We start from the raw sequence: 23400 nt of genomic DNA, 5'->3' as shown, positions 1-23400 counted from the left end.
CACGAGCGATTCGGCCGGACGACCAGCATGAAGGCGAACTCGCCGCCGTCTGCGGAGCAGCGGCCATCAAGCACTGTGTTCGAGCTGGAGCGCCCGGCGTAGCTCGCACAACGCGTAGTGCGTGCGTGACTTCACGGTCCCGGTCGGCACGCCCAGACACACGGCGGTCTCGGTGTACGTACGGCCGTTGTAGTAGAGCTCCGTCAGCACCCGGCGGTGCTCATAGGACAGGGATGCAAGCACCGCTTCCATCACCAACGCGTCGACAACGCGCTGCGCGTGATCCGGAACTGGTTCCGGTTCGTGCTCGCCGGTCTCGTGCGGCCGCACCGTTGCGGCCCGCACCCGGTCGATGACCACGTTGCGCGCCACCGTGATCAGCCAGCCGCGAGGAGAAGTTCCATCGGCAAACGATTCGGGATGACGCCACGCCCGCAGGAAGGTCTCCTGCACCACGTCTTCCGCGGCCGCTCTGTCTCCGGTCAGCCGGGTGGCGTAGTTCAGCAGACTGAGGTGATGATCCTCGTAGAGCACGCGTAGGAAGTCGTGCATGCGTGCAGTGAAATCGACACCCTGTCGAGAGACAACGACCCTGTCTAATCCGATAGGGAATCCCGTACTGCACGCGGGCCGTTACTCTGCGCGCGTGAGGCGTTACTTCAGCGCGCTCGTGCTGGCACTGCTCGCCGCGACGGCCCTGGCCGTCCCCGCACAGGCCCACGCCGAGCTCAAGAGCAGCAACCCGGCGTCCGGCGCGGCCCTCGACGCCCCGCCCAAGCAGATCGAGCTGATCTTCAGCGACGTCATCAGCCTGCCGGACGGCGAGGCGGTCGTGGTGACGGGACCGGACGGCTCCAAGTGGCCGGTCACCCAGGCCCACGCCGTGGACAAGACGATCACGGCGACGGTCGACGCCGCGGCGGCCAAGGCGGGCGCGCACACGCTTGCCTGGCGTGCGCAGGCCGACGACGGCGACGTCATCTCCGGCACGTTCTCGTTCACGATGAACGTCGCCGCACAGCCCTCGTCGACCGCCCCGCCGTCGTCCGTGACGATGAGCGCGCCTGTGTCCAACGCTCCCCCGTCGACCACGCCGTCGGAGTCCGGTGGCATCCCGGCGTGGGTGTGGATCGTGGTCGGGCTAGTGGTGATCGTCGGCGCGATCCTGCTGGTCCGCCGCCGCAAGGCCTAGTCGCTTCGCCAGGAGGTCGCGTTCGGCCGGGTGCTCCGCCCGTTCGAGCGCGGCCTCCAGTGCTGTCCGGGGGTCTTTGCCGAGCCGTGTCAGCAGATCAGCCCTGACAGCGTGGAACAGGTGGTACCGGTCGAGGTCCAGCTCGTCGACCAGCGCGAGAGCCGCTGCCGGACCTTGCACCTCCGCGACGGCGACCGCGCGGTGCAGTGCCACGACCGGGCTCGGTGCGATCGCCAGCAGCTGGTCGTAGAGCGCCACGACCTGGTGCCAGTCGGTCGGCGGGTCGCTGTGCACGGCGTTGATCGCGGCCTGGATCTGGTACGGGCCTGGCCGGTTCCAGCGCAGGCACTGCCGCACGATGTCCTGACCCTCGGCGATCAGTCCCGCGTCCCACCTGCCGCGGTCCTGATCTTCGAGCAGCACCAGTTCGCCGTTGTGCAGCCGGGCTTCTCCGCGTGAGGCGACGAGCAGCATCAACGCCAGCAGCCCCCACACCTCGGGCTCGTCCGGCATCAGCTGGGCCAGCACCCGGCCGAGCCGGATCGCCTCGTCCGAGAGGTCGGCCTTGTCGAGGTAACCCTCGTTGAAGATCAGGTAGACGACGGCGAGCACGGCCTTCACGCGGTCGGGCAGGTCGGCGTCGCGCGGCACCCGGTACGGGATGCGGGCCGCGCGGATCTTGCCCTTCGCGCGCACGATCCGTTGCGCCATCGTGGGTTCCGGCACCAGGAACGCCCTGGCGATCTCCGCCGTGGTCAGCCCGCCCAGGAGCTTGAGGGTGAGCGCGACCTGGGCCTGCAGCGCCAGCGCCGGGTGGCAGCAGGTGAAGATCAGTCGCAGCCGGTCGTCCGGCACGTCCCCCACCTCCTGTTCCGGTTCGTGCTGGAGCAACACGGCCTGCGCGTGCTTCTCGTGGCCCTTGGTCTCGCGCCGCAGCTTGTCGATCGCACGGTTGCGGGCGGTCGTGATGATCCACCCGGCGGGCGCGGGCGGGACGCCCTTGACCGGCCACTGCTCGGCGGCTGTGGTGAAGGCGTCCTGCACCGCCTCCTCGGCGAGGTCGAGGTCGCCGAGGACGCGGGTCAGGACGGACACGGCGCGGCCGTACTCCGCGCGATAGATCTCTTCGATCATCAGTACGCGATCGGCCTGACCTCGATCGACAACGGGCTCAGCACGGTCGCGAGCCTCCGGCCCCACTCCAGGGCTTCGTCGAGGTCCTCCGCCTGGATGATCGTGAAGCCGCCGATGTGCTCCTTGCCCTCCGTGAAGGGTCCGTCGGTCATGAGGACGTCGCTGGGATTGTCGCTGTCCTTGGCCCTGAGCACGGTCGCGGTCGACGGCGGGTGCAGGCCCACGGCGAACACCCACGCGCCCTTGGCCTGCATCTCCTCGTTCAACGCGGTCAGGTTGGCCATGATCGGTTCGAGCACCTCGGGCGGCGGGACCTCGCCGTCGGGCTGGTAGATGCTGAGCAGGTACTGCTGCGTCATGGTGGTCTCCTTTCGCCCTTTGTACGAACGCGAGGGGCCGCTTTCGACAACTATGGCGACATGATCCCGTTGATCCTCCCGCTCGACGACCCGCGAGCCGACCTGGCGGCGGTCGGAGGCAAGGGCGCCTCGCTGGCCAGGCTGGTCGCCGCCGGCCTGCCGGTGCCCTTCGGGTTCTGCCTCACGACCCGCGCCTACCGGGAGCGGTCGATGGAGGGCGTGCTCGAAGCGTTTCGACAGCTGGGCGGACCGGTGGCGGTGCGGTCGTCGGCCACCGCCGAGGACCTGCCGGGGCTGTCGTTCGCCGGGCAGCACGACACCGTGCTGAACGTCGACGAAGCCGGGTTGTTCGACGCGATCCTGAAGTGCTGGGACTCGCTGCAGTCCGCACGCGCCGTCGCCTACCGCGAGAACAACGGGATCGTCGATGCCGAGATGGCCGTCGTCGTGCAACGGATGGCGCCCGCGGACGTGTCCGGGGTGCTGTTCACGGCGGACCCGGTGACCGGACGCGCCGAGCCGGTGATCAACGCCGTGCGCGGGCTCGGCGAGGCGCTGGTCAGTGGCGAAGCGGACTCCGAGGATCTGCTTTCCGCTGCTCAAAGGGCTTCATTGAGCGCGCTCGGAGAGCGGATCGAAGCGCTTCACCAGACGCCGATGGACATCGAATGGGCGTTGGTCGGGTCCGAGTTCCAGATCCTGCAGGCGCGGCCGATCACGTCGCTGCGGGTCGAGTGGAACGACACCCTCGACGGCGACTACCTGTGGTCCAACGGCAACGTCGGCGAGGCGATCCCCGAGATCATGACGCCGGTGACGTGGTCGCTGGTGAAGGTGCTGTCGAGCGCGGCGATCGGGCCGCACCGGATCTCCGGCAACATCGGCGGTCGCTTCTACCTCAACCTCAGCACCTACAGCGCGATCGGCACGGTCATCGGCAAGGCCGACGCGATGCTGAAGTCGGGCGAGGAGACGTTCGGCCGCATCCCGGCCGGCGTGTCCGTGCCGCCGCTGCCGATGTCCCGGCTCGCGATCATCGCAGCGGTGTTCCGCTCGGCGGGCGGGCCGATCAAGCAGCAGTTCCTGTACCGGACGCGGCTCCCCCGGCTGGTCCGCGACAACCCGGGCCGCTGCGCCGCCGCGCACAAGGCGATCGCTACGTGCAGCACGCCCGAGGCGTTGCTCGAACTGTGGCGCAACGATCTCGACCAACTGCTGCGGTTCGTGTGCCCGATCCTCGACGCCGGTGCGCGCATGATCGCGGGCGGTCCGGCGGCGTTCCGGCGCAAGCTCGTCGCGCTGGTCGGCGAGGACGACGCGGCGACGTTGCTGACCGGGTTCCACGACGGCGCCGGTCTCGCGAGCATGGGTCCGCTGGTGGGGCTGGCGAGGTTGCGGTCGGGGGAGATCGACCGGGACACGTTCGCGCAGACCTGGGGGCATCGCAGCGCCAACGAGTTCGAGATCCACGCACCGCGCCCGGCCGAGGATCCGCAGTGGATCTCACAGCAGCTGGAGACGCTGGCCGATCTCGACGGGTTGCTCTCACGGCAGGCTTCCGCGCGGGCGGCGGCGTGGAGACGTCTGGCGGCCGCGCATCCCGGCGAGGCCGTGAAGCTCCGCAAGCGGCTCAACCGGATCGGCGAGGGTGCGCGGGCCCGCGAGCAGGCGCGCTCGGAGATGGTGCGGGCGTTCTGGGTGATGCGGGCGTTCGTGCTGCGGGCCGGCGAGCTGACGTCGTCCGGCGACGACCTGTTCTTCCTGCCGATCGACGACGTGCTGCGCGTGCTGGGCGGCGAGACCTCGTTGCTGGACCGGGTCTCCGGGCAACGCACGGCGTACGAGCGTTATCGCGCGCTGCCGCCCTATCCGGCCGTGATCCGCGGGCGGTTCGACCCGGAGTCGTGGGCGGCCTCACCGGACAGGCGAGCCGACCTCTACGACGCGACCACCGACGTGCCGATGCCGTCGGACGTCACCGGATTCCCCGGCTCGGCGGGTGTGGTCGAGGGCGTCGCGAGGGTGCTGACGCAGGTCGACGACTCGTTGCAGCCGGGCGAGATCCTGGTGACAACGGTGACGAACATCGGCTGGACGCCGTTGTTCACCCGTGCCGCCGCAGTCGTGACGGACGTCGGCGCGCCGCTGTCGCACGCGGCGATCGTGGCGCGAGAGCTGGGAATCCCGGCGGTGGTGGGCTGCGGCAACGCCACGACTCGCATCGCCACCGGAGATCGGATCCAGGTCGACGGCGCGCGGGGAACCGTCAAGAAGGTGCAGTGAACCCACCGCCCGTCCGCCGCCGGGCAGTGGGTTCAGCTCACCGAGGCTAGTGCCGTGACCGCCTGCCTTTGCCCCGTATTTCGACGGTCAGACGGGTGCATCGTGGTGCCGGCCCCGCGTCCTCGTACTGGTTGTACGGGGGCGCGGGGCCGGTGCCGCGAGGTGCCCTGCTGAGCGCCGGAAGACGCGGCAATGGTTGGCGGTCACGGCACTAGTTGTGTGCGGGCACGCAGTTGCTGCGCATCGAAACGAGCTGACGCCGCATGCGTTCCCGCAGCAGATCGATCACCTCGGTGACGGTGTCCGCCTCCGCGTACGCCTGCACCTCGACCCACTTCAGGTCGAGCCGTGCGTGGGCGTGGATGACGGTCTTGTCCGAAGTCAGGTTGACCCACGCGAAGTCGACCCGGTCCGGGGCGTACCGGTCCAGCGAGCCGATGCGCGCTGACGCGTAGTCCCTGGCCTGCTCGGGAATGGCCTCCGCGAGCGAGACCTGGATGTAGTCCATCGACACCTGCCTCCTCAAGGCAACGCGGCATGGCCACGTGGCCAGTTCGACGATACGAATTCGATCGCAACGCCGAACCAGGCGTTGGTCCCGACAGCGCAGGGTCTTTCTACTGAGAAAGTTCCTTCTGGGATGGTGCGGCTGCGGGTCCTAGTGATGTCACTGGATCAACGCGGAGACGCGCTGGTCGAGCTGTTCTTCGGTGGGCGCGCCGGTGAGAAGTTCCACCGACCCGTCACTGCGGACGAACGCGAACGTGGGCTGAGCGGTCACCCCGAACCGCTTCCAGACGGCGCCGTCGAGGTCCGCCAGATGCGGGAACACGGTCATCTTGTGGTCGGCCACGAACTTCTTCATCGCGTCGAGCTCGTCCTCCGCGGCCACACCCACGAACTGAATCTTGTTGTGGCGCTTGGCGATCTCCTCGACCTTCTCCGCCTCGGCGTTGCACGACGGGCACCACGGCGTCCAGAACCACAGCACGGCGGGCTTGCCGGCGAGCATCTCGCCGCGGAACTCCGCGCCCTCCAGCGTCTTCGCGGTGAACTGGAACTTCTCCGGCGCGGGTGCCTTCTCGGCGCACCCGGCAAGCAGCAGGATTCCCAGCAGTACTCCGAGGATGCGCATCCGGCACCTCACCTCCTGTCTGGGCGTACGGACCTGCGCCTCCTCCGGTTCAGCCACCACGCGCCGGCGACCACCAGCACGACCACGAACGGCCACGGACCCAGCGCGCCCACGATCTGCGCGAGCGTGCTCTGGAACCAGCCGGCTGCGCCCACAACCGGATCGATCGCGCTGCCGCCGGCCAAGAACAGTCGCAGCTCGTAGATGCCGTAGTACGTGACGTACGCGCCCATCACCACGAGGACCACACCGCCGATGCGCCCGACGTGCGGGAGGAGCTTCCTGACCCGTGGCGCGAGGAGCGAACCGGCCACAGCCAATGCGGTGACGACGAGACCCATGCCGAGCGCGTAGGCGAGGAACGTGACAAAGCCCTCCTTGAGCGACGCTCCGACCAACACGAGGAACGGGCCGATCGCGCACGAGAGAGAGGCGATGGCGAACGTGATGCCGTAGCCGTACATCGACCACAGGCTCTTCGGCGCGGCCTGGAGTTTCGGCAGCCTGAGGTAGAACTCCTTGCCGAGCAACAGGAGTACGCCGATGACGAGCATCGCGAGCCCGATCACGACCGTCACGAACGGCAGATAGCGCTTCAGCGTCGTAGCGATCGGCGCGATGAGAAGACCGAACAGGCCGAAGAAAGTGACGAATCCGGCCGTCATCATCAAACCGGACATAAAGGCTCTGGCCGGATTGTCGCGGGCCACCAGCCCCAAATACGCGGGCAGCATCGCGAATCCGCACGGGTTCACCGTGGCCAGCATTCCCGCGAGGACCGCGAGGGCGACGTCGTTCACGACGTCGAAGGTAGTGTTGCGACGTGCCGATCGAACAGTGGCTCGAAGCCATTCCACCCCTGCTCGTCTACGTGATCGTCGGCCTGGTGATCGGCTTCGAGTCGCTCGGCATCCCGTTGCCCGGCGAGATCGTGCTGGTCACGGCCTCACTGCTGGCGTCACAGCACGCCGAGCTGAGCCCGCTGTGGATCGGCGTGTGGGCGAGCGCGGGCGCCATCATCGGCGACAACTTCGGCTACCTCATCGGGCGGCGCGGCGGTCCCCGGTTGTTCGCGTGGATGGGTCGCAAATTCCCCAAGCACTTCGGGGAAAAGCAGCTGGACCACGCCCGCGGGGTGTTCCAGAAACGCGGTGCGTGGGCGGTGTTCTTCGGCCGGTTCGTGGCGCTGCTGCGCATTCTTGCCGGGCCGTTGGCGGGTTCTCTGCACATGAACTACGGCAAGTTCTTGGTGGCGAACGCTTTGGGCGGCGTGGTGTGGGCGGGCGGCACGGCGGCGGCCGTCTACTACCTCGGCGTGGTGGCCGAGAAGTGGTTGAAGGGCTTCTCCTACGCGGGCTTGGCGCTGGCCGTGGTGTTCGGCGTGATCGGTGTTTTCGTGGTGAAGCGCCGGTTGGCAAAGGCGGCCGAGGAAGTCACACCTGCGTAGCCCAGGCGGCGATCTGCGCGCGTGACCGCACGCCCAGCACGGTCTTGAGGTCGCGCACGTCCGCCTCGACGGTCCTGAGCGACACGTGCAGCCCGTCCGCGATCTGCTTGTTCGTCAGGCCTTCCGCGACCATCGACGCCACGCGCAGCAATCGTTCCTCGCGCCACGACAACGGCCCGAGCAGGACCTCCTCCGGCTCGTCGCCCTCCTGGGTGTCGGTGACGAACCGGGCGTCGTCCGGCATGAGCTTTGCGGCGTAACGGATGTTGCCGATCTCCTCGGTGCGGAGCGGCTCTCCCAGCGTCGCCAGCACGTCGAGCATCCGGTCGCGCACGCCGATGGGGTCGTGCTGCAGCAACTGGCCGAACGCGAACAACCGCACCGACTCCAGCATGTGCAGGCGATCACCGCCTTCGAGCAGCGACTGCGCCTTGAGGCTCTTCGCGATCTCCCACCCGTGCGGCACGAGGGTGTCGGCGAGCTCCTTGCCGATGCCGCCGGGCAGCAGCGAGAACGTCCGGAGCGCGGCGCGTTCTTTCTGCGTCAGCAGCCGGAAGCTGCGGTCGATCGCCGCGTGCAGCGACCGGTGGTGGTTCTTGGCGTCGCGGGGCCCGGCGCTGAGCACGGCGAACCGGTCGCCGAGCCTGGCCGCGATCTCCTCCAGCGTCAGCACCCGCACCAGTCGCGCGGCGAGCTCGAGGGCGAGCGGCAGCCGGTCGAGCCTCGTGCAGACCTCGTCGAGCAGGTCGGCGGTCTCGTCGAACTCGCAGTCGACGGCCAGCGCCCGATCGCAGAAGAGCCTCTTCGCCTCGTGCTGGTCGAGCGGGTTGAGCCGGTACCCCTGCTCGCCCGGGACGTTGAGCAGTTCGCGGCTCGTGGCGAGGACTCGGAGCGTTGGGTGGCGTTGCACGAGGTCCGCGCACTCGCCAACGACGTGGTCGCAGCCGTCGAGCACCAGCAGACCCGGTGCAGAACCTGGATCATTTACCGTGCTGACGTCGGCCAGCTCGATCAACGTCGTGTGCTGCCGGTGAGCGACGGCCTCCTGGACGAGCCGCGACTTGCCGACCCCGGGCGGGCCGGTGACGGTGACGATCCGGTGCCGCGCCAGCAGTTTCGTGAGGTCGGCCAGCTCGGCCTGGCGCCCGACGAACGTGTCCAGCCGGGGCGAGCCGGCCATGCCGTCGCGGGCCCGGCGGCGGTAAGCGCGCTGGCGGCAGGCACCGGAGCAGTACTTGCCGGGGGCGGCGAGCGGGGCCCCGCAGTCGTCACAGGTCACGGCTCACCGGCCCAGATCGTGGCACCGCCGGGGCAGGTCGTGCCGCCGCCAGCCCAGGCCGTCGCACCACCAGCCCAAGTCGCACCGCCGCCAACCCAAGCCGCGGCACCGCCGGCGCAGGCTCTCGCAGGGGTCCTCTCGCACTCCGGATCCCCCGCGTCCCACCGTACGCAGCAGGTCTGACAGTCCGGCTCATCGCACCGGCGCCGTCCGTGCGTCGGCTGGAGCCACAGCCATCACCACTCATCGCACCCGCGCCGTCCGCGCCGCCAACTGCGTCCGGGACGTCAGCCCCAGCCGGGTCAGCATCTGCGTCACGTGCGACCGCACGGTCCCCGTCGAGATCCCCAGCCGCACGGCGATCTCCGGATTGGTCAGCCCCTCCACCACCAGGTCCGCGATCTGCTGCTGCCGCACGGTCAACGGCTCGTCCAGCCGCTCGCCGGAGTTCACGTACTCCAGCAGCCCGGCGTGGTTCAGCCGTTCACCCAGCCGGCGGGCCCGCGACGCCAGTCGCGTCCCCGCCGACGACTCGGCGAAGCCGCACGCGTCGGCCACCATGCGGTCCCACGGCGGTTCCTGGTGCGCGCCGCGGGAGAGGCGGGTGGCGGCCGCGGCGGCCATCAGCACCACCGTGCGTTCTACCTGGTGCCGGCGGGCCGCGACCACGGCGAGGCCTTCCAGCACGCCGGCCAGCGAGACGGACGAGGGTGCGCCGTCGCGCAGGGCGACCAGGAAGTGCTGCTCGGCGAGGTCGAGTTCGTTGCGGGCCAGGGCGATCACGCCGGCCGTGTGCCGGAACGCCATCACGCGGTAGTCGTCCGAGCCCTCGAAGGACAGCGACTCCTCCACCACGGCCGTGGCGCCGTCGAGGTCGCCCAGCCGCATCAGCAGCCAGGCGTGGTTGTTGAGAAAGGACATCAGCAACGGCTCGTTGCCCAGCACGCGCGCGACGGCCACCGAGCGCTCGTTCGCGATCCGCGAGCCGACGAGGTCGTCGGTGATGTTGCGCGCGTAGCCGAGGGTGTTCCACGCGCGGGCTTCCCAGTGCCCCTGATCACGGACGGCCGGATGCTCCACCAGGGCCTCCGCGAGTCGCAACGACTCCTGGCCGTCGCCGGTCAGACCGGCCAGCCAGGCCGCGCGGAACAGCAGCATCTCCGAGTGGTCCAAGAGCGAGCCGAAAGCCAGGGTTTCGGCCGCCAGGCGCATCGCCTCGACGTAGCAGCCGCGCCGGTACCGGACGTGCACGACCGCGGCGACCAGCCAGGTGTAGCGCGGGTCGGTGCGCGGGAGGCGGCCGATCGCGTGCAGCAGCTGGTGGTCGTGGCCGGTGAGCCAGGTGTTCGCCTCGCCGGAGATCGTGGGTGCCGCCGCGACCATTCGGACCGTGCGCGTCAGCACGGTGGTGAGGCGGTCGAACGTCGCCTCGCTCTCGCCGTGTTCCTCCAGCCGCGCCAGGCCGAACAGGCGGATCGACTCCAGCAGGCGGAACCGCGCACTCAAGGACGACTGCACGCGCACGACAAGAGACTTCGCACGCAGCGAGGCCATCAGCTGCACCATGTCCGACCCGCACACCGCCGACGCCAGATCGAGGTCGAAGTCGCCGACCAGCACGGACAACCGCCGCAACGCCAGCTGCTCGGCCGGCCCCAGGAGGTCGTAGCTCCACCTGATCACCGCGCCCAGCGTGCGGTGGCGTTCCGGCACGTCCGGCCGGGCCGCCGCGAGTTCGATCGCCAGCGGCAGGTGGTCGAGCTGGGCGCACACCGAGGCGGCGAGCTCCGGGGAACCCGCGCATTCGACGAACAATTGCCGGGCGTCCGCGGGCGAAAGCGGGCCGATGTCCACGCACATCTCGCCGGCCAGGTCGAGCGGTTCGCGGCTCGTCACCAGCACGCGCAACCGCGGGCAGTCCGCGAGCAGCGCCGCGACGAGCTCGGAGGCCTCCCGGATCAGGTGCTCGCAGTTGTCCAGCACCAGGAACCGATGCTCCGCCAGTGCGGCGGCGACCGTGCCGCGCAGTGGTGTGCCGGGTTCCTCCCACACGTTCAATGAGAACGCGACCACGTGCCACAGCAGGTCAGGACGGCGCACCGACTCCAGTTCGACGACAGCGGCGCCGGGTTCGGACGGGCACAACTCCTTGGCGAGACGGGTCTTGCCCGCGCCGCCTGGGCCCGCCAGCGTCACGAGGCGGTGCTTGCGCAGCAGCCGTCGCACGGCGGTCAGCTCGCGTTCCCGTCCCACCAGACGGGTGTGCGAGCTCGCCGACGACCACATGCGCGCGATTCTAGGAGTGAATGCACGCCGAAGAAATGTCGCACAATCACGATTGACAGGGGGTCGCCATAAATGCAGTACCGCTCACGAAACCGGTTAGAACTGCGAAAATGCACTATGGACAACGCCCTGATGCCGCAAACAGGGCAACGAATTGAGACGAATCAGCCCCCTATTGGAATTCCGCGCAAGGCTTCGGCAACCGTCAACGGCCGCAGCACCAGCTTGCTCGTGTGCGTCCGATCCGGACGCACCTGGAACCTCGGCCGCACCGGGTTCGGCGTGTCACCGACACCGGTCACCGCCGCCGAGGCGTGCAACGTCGTCCACCCGGCGTTGCGCTGCCGCTGGAACCCGTACTCCGCCCGGTCCAGCTCGTCATAAGAGCTCACCGACACGTCCGGCGCGCCCGCGACGAGCAGGCCGCTCAGTCCGTCGGTCAGCACCGCCCACCGCGTGTCGGTGTGGTTGCCATTGCTCTGCGGCCGGTCGTAAGGCACGTATTCCCCGGCGACGGTGGAACGCCACACGCCCATCGGCGTTCCGTCTTTCCGGTCGCTGTAGCTCTCCCCCGGCCCGCGCCCGTACCAGGAGAACTTCCCGAACCGCTCCGGCACCGCGAACGCGAGGCCCATCCGCGGCAGGTACGGCAACGTCCGCATCCGCCCGGTCGGCACGACCTCATGACCGACGACGATCGTCCCGGCCGCGTCGACGTCATAGGTCACCGTTTGCTCGAACGCCGCGTCACTCACGTCCTCAGCCGCGACCACCGTCCGCGCGGTGACCCGAGACCCGCTCACCGAAACCGAGGAGTCCTTGACCCGCAACCGGTCCAGCCCCGCCGCCCGCCACTGCAGCGACTCGTCGGTACCCCAGGACGCGGTCTCGTTGCTCAACGGCGCCCGCCACACGTCGAGCTTCGACCCGCGCACCAGCTCGACGCCCCGCACGCGCATCGACGTCAACGCGCCGGAAGCCTTCTGCACCACGTACCGGAAGCCCCGCCCGCTGATGACCACCTCGTCGGCGGTCTCCGAAACCGAAGCCGCGCCAGCAGATTCGATGACAGGTGCCGTGCCACCCAACGAGAACTGGTCGTGCGCGTAGACCCTGCCGTCGACGATCAACTCGGCGTTGAGCCACCGTTCCGCGGCAGCGGAAGCACGCGGCACCGTCGCCCGCACCGAACCACCAGGCCCCACAGAAACCGCGGAAGATCCGGAGATCACGGTCCGCGAACCCTCGATCACCTTCCACCGCAGCTCGCCGGCGACCGGCGCGAAGACCCGTTCACTGGCCGCCGTCAGCACCCCGTCCGCGAACGAGAACCGCACAGGCTGATGCACCCAGGCGAGCTGAGCGGTCTCCGGCTGCAGGTTCCGATCGGCGTCCACCACACCGTCAACACCGGCAACGCTCTGCCCGTGCGAAAGATGGGTACCGCGCCGTTCCTCGCGATCGAAGTCCAGCGCCAGCACTGTCTTCGCACCATCCGAGATCCGCACCGAGTCGATGACCCCGTGCGCCATCCGTCCCTCGTACTTCTCCCGCATGGTCTCGGCGTTGCGCCCGATGTTCACCGGATGCGCCGACCGCGGCAGCAGTCCGACCTGCGCCACCGACGCCACTTCCACACCGTCGATCAGCAACGACAGCCTGCCGTCCGAGTACTTGCCGGTGACGCGGTGGAACCGGTCGTAGAAGTCGGCTGGCACCGCGGCCTGAACCTTGCCGCCCGCGTAGAACTCCAGTGTCTGCGCGTCCGCCATCCGCAACCCGTACTGGTTGCCCTTGGCGACGATCGTGAAGTCGGTGAACGGCCGCGCGGGCTTCACCCACGCGTCCAGCGTCAGCGGCCCGAGCAGGTCGAGCCGCGGATCCCGGTAGACCTCCACGAAGTCGTCCAGCCCGGAGAACCTCAGCGCCTTCCCGCGATGTCCATCCACAGTGGACGGAAGCCCGGTGATGTGCGCGAGGATCCCGTTGCCCGAGGTGTCCGGCGAGATCCGCAACGGCTGCCGGATGTTCTGGTCGGCCCAGTCCCAGATGAAGCCGCCCTGCGCCTGCGGGTTGGCCCGGATGACGTCCCAGAACTCCCGGAAGTTCCCGAGGCTGTTGCCCATCGCGTGCGCGTACTCACCCATGATCAACGGCTTGGTCGTCTGCGCGACCTGCGTGGCGAACTTCTCCGGCGACGGGTAGCGCGGGCCCCAGACGTGCGCGAACGGCGCGTCGCCGCTCGGCTTGTTCGGCTGGTGGTACAGCGGCCGCGACGGCTCGTTCGCCTTCGCCCACTCGGCCATCCGGTGGTGCGCGGCGCCGAGACCGGCCTCGTTCCCGGTGTCCCACATGAAGACGCTCGGGTGGTTCTTGTCCCGCTCGACCATCGCGACGAACCGGTCGAGGAACGCGTCGCTCCACTCAGGACGGTCGGCGAGGCAGTCGTCCGGGCAGTTCTCGTGCGAGTGCGTCTCGACGTCCATCTCGTCGGCGACCCACAGCCCGTGCTCGTCCGCCAGGTCGTAGAAGTGCGGATCGCTCGGGTAATGCGACGTCCGGACGGCGTTGATGTGCAGGCTCTTCATCAACTCGACGTCACGACGTTGATCGGCCCGCGGCACGTGCCGGCCGTGATCCGGATCCGTCTCGGACCGGTTCACCCCCTTGAACAACACCCGCTTGCCGTCGATCTTGAGCTGCCGGTCCTCGATCAGGATGTCCCGGAACCCGGTCGTCTCGCGCGTGACGAACCCGTTGTCGAGCTTCAGGACCAACGTGTAGAGGTTCGGCGTCTCGTCGTTCCACCGCAACGGATCCCGCACCGGCAGCACGAGCCTTCCCGCACCCGTTCCTTCCGCCACGAGCCGCCGGTCCTTGTCGTACAGCCCGCCCCAGACCGTGCCCGGCGCGGTCAAATCCAGATCAGCCGTGAGCACCGAGCCCGAGGTGGTGATCGAGACGTCCCGGATCCGCTTGTCCGGCGCCGAGTACAGCCAGACCGACCGGAAGATGCCGCTGTAGCGCCACTGGTCGTAGTCCTCCAGGTACGACCCGGCGCCCCAGCGGTGCACCTGGACCGCGAGCCGGTTGCGACCGGGACCGAGCAGGTCGGTGATGTCGAACTCGGCCGGCGTGTACCCGCCCTGGTCGAACCCGGCGTACCTCCCGTTGACCCACACGAAGTAGCCGGCCGTCACGCCCTCGAACCTGAGGAACGTTCGCCGCTCCCTCCAGTTCTCCGGGACGTGGAACGACTTCACGTAGGCCGCGGTCGGATTGACGTCCCGCGGCACGCGCGGCGGGTCGTCCGGCCAGATCTCCTCGACCGTGTTCCGGTACATCGGGTGGTCGAGACCATCGGTCTGCCAGGTGTGCGGCACCGTCACAGTCCGCCACCGCGACACGTCGTGACCAGGTTCGGCGAAACCGGCGGGCACCTGCGTCGGCAGGTCGAACATCTTGAGCTGCCACGAGCCGTCCAACGTTCGGGTGTACGGCGTGCTCTCTTTGCCGCGCAACGCTTCCTCGACGCTCGCGTAGGGCCTCAGCTCCGCGTGGTGCGGCTGCTGGCCCTCACCTGTCATCCGCGGGTCCTCCAGATACCGGTACACGTCCCGGTCTGCAGAAGGAGGAACGACGACAACAGAAGTCAGCAACAACGCCACGATCGAACGCACCGCGCACCCCAAGACCCCTCGAAGTTGCGCAGAACATCCCAGAAATCAACGGCTTCGCTCAAGGCAGACCGAAATTTCGCTCTTGTACAAAGCTGAGCGGTAATCGCTTACCTGACTGATCTATCAGACACACCTTGTGGTCCGACCGTCGCTCTCGGTATGGTCTAGACCTTAAATCGCCGCCGCGATGTACTGCACGCACGCAACATCAAGGCAAAGGAAGTCACATGAAGAATCGACCCAGGCTTGCTGCCGCTCTGGCAGGCGTTCTGGCGGCACCGTTGGTCCTCGTGGCTCTCCCCACCGGCACGGCGTTCGCCCACGGGTACATCTCGTCACCGGCCAGCCGTCAGGCGCAGTGCGCCGCCCGCACCATCTCCTGCGGGGCCATCCAGTACGAACCGCAGTCGGTCGAGGGGCCGAAGGGCCTGCAGAGCTGCCACGCCAACCTGCCGCAGTTCGCCGAGCTCAGCAACGACAACAAGGGCTGGAAGAGGCACAGCACCGGCCGTTCGGTGACGTTCAAGTGGACGTTCACCGCGCGCCACCGCACGCGTGACTACGACTACTTCGTCGACGGGCGCAAGGTCGCCACGTTCAGCGGCAACAACCAGCAGCCGCCGGCGACCGTGTCGCACACCGTCAACGTGGGGTCCGCGGGCAACCACAAGGTCCTCGCCGTGTGGAACATCGGCGACACCGCGATGGCGTTCTACTCCTGCATCGACATCAAGGCGAGCTGACCTGAGATCAGGTGCGCGAGTTCCCCTTCCGCTCACGCACCAGCTCTTCCACGTCGAACGGCATGAGGTTCAACGGCGGACCGGACAACGGTTTCCGCAACGCGTCGAGGATCTTCGCGTTCATCTCGGTGATGATCGCGCGAGCCTCGTCGTCGGTCCGGGCTGCCAGGGCACGCGCCCTGGCGGTCTCGGCCTGCTTGCGCAGGACCAGGGAAGGGGGCAGCCCTGCAGTGCCCTCTTCCTCCCGCACCTTCTTCTTGATCCACCAGTCTTCTTCGAGCGGCTGGCCCGCGCCGGGCAACGGCTTGCCGGCGCTCGGCAGGTCGTCGAACTCACCGCGTTCCTGGGCTTCGCGGATCTGCTTGTCGATCCACGACTCGAAGCCCATGCCGGGCGGTTTCCGTTGCGTCACGGGGAGAACCTCCTGACCGCGGCCTGAATCGCCGCGTTGAACGCGGGGCTGCCCTTGTGGCCAGAGTCGTCCACAAGGGTCAGTTCGGCGTCCGGCCACGCCTGCGCCAGCGCGTAGGCCGTGTCCGCCGGGCAGCTCAGGTCGCGGCGGCCGTGGATCAACGCGGCCGGGATGCCGGAGAGCTTGCCGATGTCTCCCAACAGGTCTCCGACGAACCCGTGGTTCGCGTAGTAGTGCGTGATGATCCGGACCAGCGCGATGACGTCGTCGGACGCCCGGTCGCTGAAGATCGCCGGGCTGCCGAAGTTCTCCAGCGACAGCACGGTGTCCTCCCACCGGCACCACTCGACGGCGGCCTGTTCACGGGCGGCGGGGTCCTCCATCAGGTCGGCGTAGGCGCGCACGACGTCCAGCTCGTTGCCGACGTGTGCGCTGAACCGGGCCCACGCCTCCGGGAAGAACCGGGAAACGCCCTTGTACAGCCAATCCAGCTCACGCGCGGACGACGTGGTGATCGCGATGAGGATCATCTCGCTCACGCGTTCCGGGTGGCGTTGCGCATAGGCGAGACCGAGCGTGGTGCCCCAGGATCCGCCGTACACCAGCCACTTCTCGATGCCGAGGTGCTCGCGGAGCTTCTCCATGTCGGCGATCAGGTGGTCGGTGGTGTTCACGCTCATGTCCGCGACCGGGTCGCTCGCGTGCGGCGTGCTGTTGCCGCAGCCGCGCTGGTGGAAGATCACCACCTTGAACTTCTCGCCGGCGAACGACTTCCCGGCGCGTTTCGCGGGTCCGCCCGGCCCACCGTGGAGGTGGACCGCGGGCTTGCCCTCAGGATCGCCGGCGAGCTCCCAGTAGATCTGGTTGCCGTCGCCGACGTCGAGCATCCCGCGGTCCCATGACTCCATGATCCCCAGGGTAGCGCCGTGGCCGTCGGCCTTTGCCCCGTGTTCGGTGCTCAGACGGGCGCATCGTGGTGCCGGCCCCGCGTCCTCGTCCTGGCTGGCTGTGGGCGTGGGGCCGGTGCCGCGAGGCGTCCTGCTGAGCGCCGAAGACGCGGCGAAGGCTGGCGGTCACGGCGCTCGCTAGACCTTGACGAGCTTCCAGTTCAAACCCGCGTCAACGGTCCGATACACCTCGGCGAACTCCTGACCGGGCCCGCCGCGCACCAGCGTGGCGTGCCGGAAGTCCGCGAACGCCAGGTCCTCGAACGCCGGCCCGCCGAGTGTGAGCAGCGTGTCCCACTTCTCGCCGGGACCGCGGTGCACGAACGACCAGTCACGCCCGGTCGCGGCGACCAGTGCCGCTTCCGGCGAGATCGCGAAGCCCGTCGTGATGCCCTCCCGCGGCGGCACGCTGACGGTCTTGAACGGCCCGCCCTCGGACTTGCGCAGCTCCTTCGTCATGTTCCCGAAGCCGGGATCGAAGCTGCACAAGGCGTATCGGTCCGTGCCAACAGTGCCGAGCCGCGTCGCCGCGAAGATGTCGCACGGCGCGGGCTCCTCCATCCACCCGGACGGCGACCGCGTCCAGTACCGGTTCTCCTGCCCGAACGTCGCCAGCGAGACCTGGCCGGGCGCGATGTCGCCGAACGCCCGTCCCTCGACCTCGATGCCCACAACCGGTTGCCACGAGCCGAACCACAGCTCGCGGTGGAACAGCTTCGACGACGTGCCGTCGTAGATCACGGCGAGGAACCCGGAGTCGTCGAACCCCAGCGCACCGACGTTCCCCTTGATGCCGGACGGCTCCCAGCGGGTGCCGCCGTTGCTGGTGACGAACAGCTGCTCGCCGTCGGTCACCATGCCCGCCGCGTCGTTCACGAAGACCACCCGCAGCCGGTCGGTCTCCGGAATCGCGAGCGGCGGGGTCTTCACCCGAGTCCACGACGCACCGCCGTCGAGCGTGCGGACGAGTTGAGTGCATTTCGCGGTGGGGCACAAGGTGTCGACACCCAGCACCCAACCGCGGTCAGCGGACACCCACGACGTCGAAGCAGGCACAACCCCAGTGCCGGCCTGCGCGACGGACGCGGTCGTTCCGGCCAGTAAAAGTGAAATGGCAAGGACAGCAACGCGCTTCCCCCACATCGCCTTCTCCCCTCAAGAGGCTGATTCCCACTCAACACCTCTTGTGGGTGAAGCGGCAACCACCCAGGCCGCCACCAGAACTCCCGCGCCACCGCTGAGGATGAACGTCAGCTCGGGCCCGACGGCGTCCAGCAGCAGACCACCGCCGATGTACGAAACTGCTGCGGCGACACCGATTCCGCCGTAGAAGTTGCCGAACACCCTGCCTGTTCGATCACCGGGCACCAGCCGCTGGATCAACGTGCTGTGCGCGACGTCCATCGCCGCGATGCCGAGTCCGCGCACGGCCTGCAGCGCGAACGCCATCGCCACCCCGGAAGCCAGACCCGTGAGGAGGTTGCCCGCGCTGCTCAGCACGAACCCGACGACCAGCAGCACGATCATGCTCGCCCGCGCGGAACCCTTGGCCAGCAACGCATACCCGGCGAGCAGACCAATGCCGACCGACGCGAGCAGCACGCCGACCGCGCTGTCGGACGCGCGGAACACGTCCTTGGTCAGCATCACAATCGCCACGTCGTCGATCGCGGTGCACGCGACGACCCCGCAGAACCCGAGGAAGATGACCCGCAGCGCCCTGTTCCCCCAGATCTCGCCGAGCCCGGCTTTCACGTCCGTGAAAAGCGAGTCGCCGAACTCCGCCGGCCCGCGCAGCCGTGGCAGCTTCAGCAGCAGCAAAGCCGAGAGCCCGAACGAGACGGCGTCCACGAGCAACGCGCCCCGGAGGCCGACCAGCGGGATCAGTGCGGCGGCGAGCAACGGCCCGAGCACCTCGGCGCTGTTGGAACCGAAGCCCAGCACGGTGTTCGCGGGCGCCAGGTCCTTGTCCGGCACCAACGAGGGCACAGCCGCGCGCGACGCCGGGAGGAAGATCTGGCCGATCACCGCCCGCACACCGACGAGCAACAGCAGGACCGGCAACGGCGGCAGGGTCAGCGCGATGACCGCCAGGAGCACGCCCTGGGCGACCTCGCAGACGATCATCACGGTGCGCCGGTCGAACCTGTCGCTGATGACCCCGGTGAACGGGCTGAGCAGCGACGGCGCGAAGTCGCCGACGAGCAGCAGCGCCGCGACCGCGATCGCCTTCCCCGCCACCGACTCGACGTGGAGCATCAGCACGACGAGGCTGAGCATGTCCCCGAGAACGGAAACGACCCGTGCGGTGCTCAGCACTCGCAACGGGCCGTTCTCACGCAGAACAGTCAGCACGCGGTCATCGTGTCAAGGCGGTGTCCAGCTGGTCAGCCAATTTATTCATGATCTTGGCGTACGAGGAGTAGCTCAGCGGCGCGACCGCGTTCCACTCCACGAACCGGCCGGCCTGCACCGCGGGCAGCGCCTGGAAGACCGGGTGGCCCTCCTTCATCTGCTCGGGGTTCAGCACGTGCTGGCGGGTGTCCCACATGATCACGTGCTCTTTGTACGTGCCGGAGTTCTCCCACGACAGCGACTGGAAGTAGCCGCCGCCCTCGGTGTCGGGCTTCTCCGGTGTGAGCAGCGGCAGCCCGAGCTCGGTGACGTACCAGTCGAGGTCCGGGTTGCGGGCGGGCACCGCGACGTAGAAGAGCTTCGGGTCCGCACCGACGACCTGGATCTTCTGGTTCGCGGCCTTCATCTTCGCGCCGATGGTCTTGAGCCGGTCCGCGGCCTTGGTGAACGCCTCCTCGTCGGCCTTGACCTTGGCGGACTCGGTGTCACCGCCGAGCGCCTTGGCGAGTTCTTGGAAGCGCTTGACGCCCTGCGGCAGCTGGATCTTGGACTGGCCGATGCCGACGGTCGGGGCGACCTTGAGCACCTTCTCCTCGAACTCGCCGGTGAGGTGCCAGAGGCCGGTGACCTCGGGGTAGTAGCCCGAGACGACGAGGTCGGCGTTCAGCGCGGCGAACTTCTCGAAGTCGATCTCGCCGTAACCGGGACCGGTGATGTCGGTGACCTGGCTCGGGTCGATGCTGCCCGCCTCGGGGTCGGTGCTGCCGTCCGCGCGCTTGAGCGGACCGAACGTGCCGACGACGTTGACCCCGAAGTCCTTGAGCGCACCTGCGGCGGACACCTGCGCGACGACCCGCTTCGGCCGTTCGGGCGCGGTGACCTCCTTGCCGCGGTCGTCCTTGAAGGACCACTGGCCACCTTGCTCTGTCTGGGCGTTCCCACCGCACCCGGCCACCAGGCCGAGCAGCAGAACCACGGCGACTGTCCTGCGCACCTGTCCACCTCCTGAGATTAGGCTTACCTAACCTATCAAGGGGCTTTACAAGATCCGCCACACCGGTAGGTTGGTGACCGTGCGGATTCACCTGACGACAGGGCGTCGTTTCGCCGTCGTCGTCGCACTGATGCTCATCGCCGTTTTCGCGCTCCACCCGGCCTGCCCGCCCGAGCCGTCGCACCACGGCGCGTTCGTGCCGGGCATCTCCGGCGAGTTCTGCCACCACGGCGACACCCACCACCTGACAGCCACCGCGCCCGCCCAGGCCGCCGTCCAGGCGAGCCCCGTCTCCCTGACCGCGCCTGATGAGGACGTCGCGCCCGTCGCACGTCCCGTTGGCACAGCGCAGTCCTGTCAATGGCGCTCCGAGCACGTCAGCTCGGGGCGCACATTGCTGATCGACCTCGGCATCTCCCGAACGTAGGCCGCCGCCTTTGCGTGCCCTGGCAGGACTTTCGCGGTCCTGCCGCGCTGGCGCGCGCTCTCACCCCGGCCTGATCACGACTTCTTCCGAGGGACCCCATGTCTGTTCCTGTGCTGGACCGCAACACGCCCGAGGGCATCGTCGGCAACACGCCCGTGCTGTGGATCGACGAGCTGTCACGTACCTCCACCACCGGCTTCTGGGCGAAGCTGGAGTGCGCCAATCCCGGCGGCGGCATGAAGGACCGCGCCGCGCTGCACATGATCGGCCGCGCGCTGGAGCGCGGCGATCTCCTGCCAGGCGGCCACATCGTCGAGTCGACCAGCGGCACGCTCGGCCTCGGGCTGGCGCTGGCCGGGGTCGTGCACGGCATTCCGGTGACCCTGGTGACCGATCCGGGGCTGGAGCCGATCATCCGCCGGATGCTGCGTGCGTACGGCGCTGCCGTGGACGTGGTCGACAGTCCACATCCGACCGGTGGCTGGCAGGAGGCCCGTCGCGCACGGGTCGCTGCTCTGCTGGAGTCGTTGCCCGGCGCGTACTGCCCCGACCAGTACAACAACCCGGACAACGTGGCCGGGTACGCGCCGTTGGCCGACGAGCTGGCCGCGCAGCTCAGGCACGTCGACGTGCTGGTGTGCGCGGTGGGCACCGGTGGGCACTCCGCCGGGGTGGCTTCGGTGCTGCGCCGGCACTTCCCGTCGCTGCGGCTCGTCGGGGTCGACGCGGTCGGGTCGACGATCTTCGGGCAGCCGGCGCGGACGCGGTTGATGCGCGGGCTCGGGTCGAGCATCTTCCCGCGCAACGTCGACTATCCGGCGTTCGACGAGGTGCACTGGGTGAACCCCGGTGAAGCCGTGTGGGCGTGCCGGACGCTGGCGTCGCGGCACTACGCGAGCGGCGGTTGGAGTGTTGGGGCTGTTGCACTGGTGGCGTCTTGGTTGGCGCGGACTTCTCCTCCTGGCACGCGGATCGCCGCGGTGTTCCCTGATGGACCGCAGCGGTATTTCGACACGGTGTTCAGCGATGAGTACTGCGCTGCTCATGGGTTGCTGAACGTGGTTCCGGCTGCGGATCCGCTGGAGATCTCTTCCTTGGGAGAGCGTGAAGTGCTGTCCTGGACCGTGTGTCGGTCCGTTGTGGACCCTCTGGCGGTGACGGCGTGATCACGCAGTTCCGGTCGTTCGACCGCAGCGTGCAGTTGTTGTTGCTCAACCAGTTCAGCATCAACGTGGGCTTCTACATGTTGATGCCGTACCTGGCTTCACACCTGTCGGTGACGCTGGCGTTGGCCGGGTGGGCCGTCGGGCTTGTCCTGGGCGTGCGGAACTTCGCGCAGCAGGGCATGTTCCTGATCGGCGGGACGCTCGCGGACCGCTTGGGGTACAAACCCTTGATCGTGGCGGGCTGTGCGTTGCGGACCGGTGGGTTCGCGTTGCTCGGGCTCGTGGACGGGCTGCCGGCGTTGGTGATCGCCTCGGCTGCCACCGGGTTTGCGGGGGCGTTGTTCAACCCTGCCGTGCGGGCGTACGTGGCGGCTGATGCCGGGCCGCGACGGGTGGAGGCGTTCGCGTTGTTCAACGTCTTCTACCAGACCGGCATCCTGGTGGGGCCGTTGATCGGGCTGGCGTTGACCGCTGTGGACTTCCGGCTGACGTGCCTGGTGGCGGCTGGGGTGTTCCTGGTGCTGACCGTGTTGCAGTGGCGGTCGTTGCCTTCGCGGTCCGGGTCCGCGTCGGGCGACTCGGTGCTGGCGGACTGGCGGGTGGTGTTCGGCAACCGGCGGTTCGTGTTGTTCGCGTTGGCGATGACCGGGTCCTACGTGCTGTCCTTTCAGGTCTATCTGGCGCTGCCGCTGGCCTCCGGGTCGGCGGTGCTGACGGCCGTGTTGTTCGCGGTGTCCGGTGTGCTGGCGGTCGTTGGTCAGATGAGGGTCACCGCGTGGGTGCGGGCTCGATTTGGCGCGGACCGGGCGTTGGCGGTGGGGATGCTCGTGCTCGGCCTGGCGTTCCTACCTGCTGTTCTCGGCGGTTGGACCGGTCTGATCCTGTGTGCGGCTCTCCTCGCGCTGGGGACGATGATCGTGTTCCCGTTCGAGATGGACAAGATCGTCTCGTTGTCCGGTGACCGACTCGTGGCCACGCACTACGGCCTCTACAACACTGTCGTGGGTGTCGGGATCCTGCTCGGGAATCTGCTCACCGGAATTGCGTTCGACGCCGCTGCGCGCGCGGGTGTGCCATGGGTGCCATGGCTCGCTCTCACGTCCGTGGGCCTCGGGTGTGCGTGGGCGTTGAAGAATTTGGCGGCCCGTGTCGATCCGGAGGTTGTTCGTACGACGTGTTAGCAGAGGCAGGTTTCGGATCGGAGGGACGTCATGATCGCCACGCTCATCGCGACGCTGGTCGAAGAGGACTACGCCGAGGACACCGGCGCGCTGGCGCCCGACGACCGTTTGACCTGCCACGTGCACGGTCGCTGGATTCACCAGTGCGTTTCGTCGCCCGTGCACGTCAACCCGGTCACGCGACACCGCTGGTGCCGCGAGTGCGACACCGAACTGGGTGTCGTGGTCGACGAGCTCGCCGGTGATGTCGCGATGCGCTGCCCCCGCTGTGGGCGCGGGGGCAGCGCCGCCACCGCCCGTCTGATCGCCGCCTGCCGTGCCTCGATCGAGGCACGCCGGGCCGCCTGATCGGGTTGCTTTGATCTTGTGGGCGGTTGGTC

22 protein-coding genes are annotated in these 23400 nt (G+C 68.5%); 8 read left to right on the top strand and 14 right to left on the bottom strand.

Annotation, left to right across the window (positions count from 1 at the left end; genetic code table 11):
- Positions 1 to 66 precede the first annotated feature (66 nt).
- Positions 67 to 552, bottom strand: a complete 486-nt coding sequence (locus LFM09_RS21315) for a sigma-70 family RNA polymerase sigma factor (protein ID WP_414098267.1) — start codon at positions 550 to 552, stop codon at positions 67 to 69.
- A gap of 94 nt (positions 553 to 646) precedes the next feature.
- Here LFM09_RS21315 and LFM09_RS21310 point away from each other — a divergent pair, with 94 nt between their 5' ends.
- Entirely contained in the window at positions 647 to 1192 is a 546-nt protein-coding gene (locus LFM09_RS21310; protein ID WP_414098266.1) for a copper resistance protein CopC, read from the top strand.
- Here LFM09_RS21310 and LFM09_RS21305 read toward each other — a convergent pair.
- Together LFM09_RS21305 and LFM09_RS21300 are read right to left on the bottom strand one after the other, a co-directional pair.
- On the bottom strand, positions 1142 to 2326 hold the full coding sequence (locus tag LFM09_RS21305) for an RNA polymerase sigma factor (protein WP_414098265.1): 1185 nt from the start codon (positions 2324 to 2326) through the stop codon (positions 1142 to 1144). The genes LFM09_RS21310 and LFM09_RS21305 overlap by 51 nt on opposite strands.
- Complete coding sequence (locus LFM09_RS21300; RefSeq protein WP_414098264.1) at positions 2326 to 2685, bottom strand: YciI family protein; 360 nt, start codon at positions 2683 to 2685, stop codon at positions 2326 to 2328. Before LFM09_RS21300 ends, LFM09_RS21305 begins: the two co-directional genes overlap by 1 nt.
- Before the next feature lie 60 nt (positions 2686 to 2745).
- On the opposite strand from LFM09_RS21300, the gene LFM09_RS21295 reads away from it, so the two are divergent.
- Positions 2746 to 4968, top strand: a complete 2223-nt coding sequence (locus LFM09_RS21295) for a PEP/pyruvate-binding domain-containing protein (protein WP_414098263.1) — start codon at positions 2746 to 2748, stop codon at positions 4966 to 4968.
- A 211-nt stretch (positions 4969 to 5179) separates the two neighbouring features.
- Here the strand turns inward: LFM09_RS21295 and LFM09_RS21290 are convergent, their stop codons facing one another.
- From LFM09_RS21290 to LFM09_RS21280, 3 genes are all read right to left on the bottom strand, one after another.
- The gene (locus LFM09_RS21290) at positions 5180 to 5476 is read right to left on the bottom strand and encodes an HPF/RaiA family ribosome-associated protein (RefSeq protein WP_414098262.1); all 297 of its coding nucleotides are present in this window, start codon (positions 5474 to 5476) and stop codon (positions 5180 to 5182) included.
- Between the two features lie 159 nt (positions 5477 to 5635).
- Positions 5636 to 6103: a redoxin domain-containing protein gene (locus tag LFM09_RS21285; protein ID WP_414098261.1), complete on the bottom strand. Its 468-nt coding sequence runs from the start codon at positions 6101 to 6103 to the stop codon at positions 5636 to 5638.
- 8 nt (positions 6104 to 6111) lie between these two features.
- Positions 6112 to 6903 carry a cytochrome c biogenesis CcdA family protein gene (locus LFM09_RS21280; protein WP_414098260.1) on the bottom strand — a complete coding sequence of 264 codons (792 nt, stop codon included), beginning with the start codon at positions 6901 to 6903 and terminating at the stop codon, positions 6112 to 6114.
- A 23-nt stretch (positions 6904 to 6926) separates the two neighbouring features.
- On the opposite strand from LFM09_RS21280, the gene LFM09_RS21275 reads away from it, so the two are divergent.
- Positions 6927 to 7550 (top strand): DedA family protein, encoded by a 624-nt coding sequence (locus LFM09_RS21275; RefSeq protein WP_414098259.1) that lies wholly within the window; start codon positions 6927 to 6929, stop codon positions 7548 to 7550.
- Here the strand turns inward: LFM09_RS21275 and LFM09_RS21270 are convergent.
- The 3 genes from LFM09_RS21270 to LFM09_RS21260 form a co-directional block, all read right to left on the bottom strand.
- Entirely contained in the window at positions 7537 to 8829 is a 1293-nt protein-coding gene (locus tag LFM09_RS21270; protein WP_414098258.1) for a helix-turn-helix transcriptional regulator, read from the bottom strand. The two genes, LFM09_RS21275 and LFM09_RS21270, sit on opposite strands and share 14 nt — an antisense overlap.
- A gap of 243 nt (positions 8830 to 9072) precedes the next feature.
- Positions 9073 to 11115 carry a helix-turn-helix transcriptional regulator gene (locus LFM09_RS21265; RefSeq protein WP_414098256.1) on the bottom strand — a complete coding sequence of 681 codons (2043 nt, stop codon included), beginning with the start codon at positions 11113 to 11115 and terminating at the stop codon, positions 9073 to 9075.
- Positions 11116 to 11279: 164 nt separating this feature from the next.
- Entirely contained in the window at positions 11280 to 14795 is a 3516-nt protein-coding gene (locus tag LFM09_RS21260; protein WP_414098255.1) for a glycoside hydrolase family 2 TIM barrel-domain containing protein, read from the bottom strand.
- Positions 14796 to 15022: 227 nt separating this feature from the next.
- Between LFM09_RS21260 and LFM09_RS21255 the strand changes: the two genes are divergently transcribed.
- Positions 15023 to 15538, top strand: coding sequence for a lytic polysaccharide monooxygenase auxiliary activity family 9 protein (locus tag LFM09_RS21255; RefSeq protein WP_414098254.1), 516 nt, complete (start codon positions 15023 to 15025; stop codon positions 15536 to 15538).
- A 7-nt stretch (positions 15539 to 15545) separates the two neighbouring features.
- Here LFM09_RS21255 and LFM09_RS21250 read toward each other — a convergent pair whose 3' ends face one another.
- From LFM09_RS21250 to LFM09_RS21230, 5 genes are all read right to left on the bottom strand, one after another.
- Positions 15546 to 15950, bottom strand: coding sequence for a DUF1992 domain-containing protein (locus LFM09_RS21250; protein ID WP_414098253.1), 405 nt, complete (start codon positions 15948 to 15950; stop codon positions 15546 to 15548).
- On the bottom strand, positions 15947 to 16858 hold the full coding sequence (pip, locus tag LFM09_RS21245; RefSeq protein WP_414098252.1) for a prolyl aminopeptidase: 912 nt from the start codon (positions 16856 to 16858) through the stop codon (positions 15947 to 15949). Before pip ends, LFM09_RS21250 begins: the two co-directional genes overlap by 4 nt.
- A gap of 177 nt (positions 16859 to 17035) precedes the next feature.
- Positions 17036 to 18040, bottom strand: a complete 1005-nt coding sequence (locus LFM09_RS21240; protein WP_414098251.1) for a hypothetical protein — start codon at positions 18038 to 18040, stop codon at positions 17036 to 17038.
- Between the two features lie 12 nt (positions 18041 to 18052).
- A complete protein-coding gene (locus tag LFM09_RS21235; protein ID WP_414098250.1) occupies positions 18053 to 19252 on the bottom strand; it encodes an MFS transporter in 1200 nt (399 codons plus the stop codon).
- A 4-nt stretch (positions 19253 to 19256) separates the two neighbouring features.
- The gene (locus LFM09_RS21230) at positions 19257 to 20246 is read right to left on the bottom strand and encodes an ABC transporter substrate-binding protein (protein WP_414098249.1); all 990 of its coding nucleotides are present in this window, start codon (positions 20244 to 20246) and stop codon (positions 19257 to 19259) included.
- 79 nt (positions 20247 to 20325) lie between these two features.
- On the opposite strand from LFM09_RS21230, the gene LFM09_RS21225 reads away from it, so the two are divergent.
- The 4 genes from LFM09_RS21225 to LFM09_RS21210 all read left to right on the top strand — a co-directional run bounded on the left by LFM09_RS21225 (position 20326) and on the right by LFM09_RS21210 (position 23368).
- Positions 20326 to 20673 carry a hypothetical protein gene (locus LFM09_RS21225; protein WP_414098248.1) on the top strand — a complete coding sequence of 116 codons (348 nt, stop codon included), beginning with the start codon at positions 20326 to 20328 and terminating at the stop codon, positions 20671 to 20673.
- A 98-nt stretch (positions 20674 to 20771) separates the two neighbouring features.
- Entirely contained in the window at positions 20772 to 21839 is a 1068-nt protein-coding gene (locus LFM09_RS21220) for a PLP-dependent cysteine synthase family protein (protein WP_414098247.1), read from the top strand.
- Positions 21836 to 23020 (top strand): MFS transporter, encoded by a 1185-nt coding sequence (locus LFM09_RS21215; RefSeq protein ID WP_414098246.1) that lies wholly within the window; start codon positions 21836 to 21838, stop codon positions 23018 to 23020. The genes LFM09_RS21220 and LFM09_RS21215 overlap by 4 nt, the downstream gene beginning before the upstream one ends.
- 30 nt (positions 23021 to 23050) lie before the next feature.
- The gene (locus tag LFM09_RS21210) at positions 23051 to 23368 is read left to right on the top strand and encodes a hypothetical protein (RefSeq protein WP_414098245.1); all 318 of its coding nucleotides are present in this window, start codon (positions 23051 to 23053) and stop codon (positions 23366 to 23368) included.
- The last annotated feature ends 32 nt before the right edge of the window (positions 23369 to 23400 follow it).

Origin of the sequence: Lentzea alba, from assembly GCF_047445655.1 — a bacterium.
GTDB lineage: Bacteria > Actinomycetota > Actinomycetes > Mycobacteriales > Pseudonocardiaceae > Lentzea > Lentzea alba_A.
Note: the sequence above shows the minus strand (reverse complement) of the source record. Positions and strands in the feature narration are given on the sequence as shown.

Excerpts from the sequence above, each read along its gene's own strand:
- LFM09_RS21290 (WP_414098262.1), bottom strand. The coding sequence starts at position 5,476 with ATGGACTACATCCAGGTCTCGCTCGCGGAGGCCATTCCCGAGCAGGCC.
- pip (WP_414098252.1), bottom strand. The coding sequence starts at position 16,858 with ATGGAGTCATGGGACCGCGGGATGCTCGACGTCGGCGACGGCAACCAG.
- LFM09_RS21285 (WP_414098261.1), bottom strand. The coding sequence starts at position 6,103 with ATGCGCATCCTCGGAGTACTGCTGGGAATCCTGCTGCTTGCCGGGTGC.
- LFM09_RS21315 (WP_414098267.1), bottom strand. The coding sequence starts at position 552 with ATGCACGACTTCCTACGCGTGCTCTACGAGGATCATCACCTCAGTCTG.
- LFM09_RS21295 (WP_414098263.1), top strand. The coding sequence starts at position 2,746 with ATGATCCCGTTGATCCTCCCGCTCGACGACCCGCGAGCCGACCTGGCG.
- LFM09_RS21265 (WP_414098256.1), bottom strand. The coding sequence starts at position 11,115 with ATGTGGTCGTCGGCGAGCTCGCACACCCGTCTGGTGGGACGGGAACGC.
- LFM09_RS21255 (WP_414098254.1), top strand. The coding sequence starts at position 15,023 with ATGAAGAATCGACCCAGGCTTGCTGCCGCTCTGGCAGGCGTTCTGGCG.
- LFM09_RS21210 (WP_414098245.1), top strand. The coding sequence starts at position 23,051 with ATGATCGCCACGCTCATCGCGACGCTGGTCGAAGAGGACTACGCCGAG.
- LFM09_RS21240 (WP_414098251.1), bottom strand. The coding sequence starts at position 18,040 with ATGTGGGGGAAGCGCGTTGCTGTCCTTGCCATTTCACTTTTACTGGCC.
- LFM09_RS21305 (WP_414098265.1), bottom strand. The coding sequence starts at position 2,326 with ATGATCGAAGAGATCTATCGCGCGGAGTACGGCCGCGCCGTGTCCGTC.
- LFM09_RS21220 (WP_414098247.1), top strand. The coding sequence starts at position 20,772 with ATGTCTGTTCCTGTGCTGGACCGCAACACGCCCGAGGGCATCGTCGGC.
- LFM09_RS21300 (WP_414098264.1), bottom strand. The coding sequence starts at position 2,685 with ATGACGCAGCAGTACCTGCTCAGCATCTACCAGCCCGACGGCGAGGTC.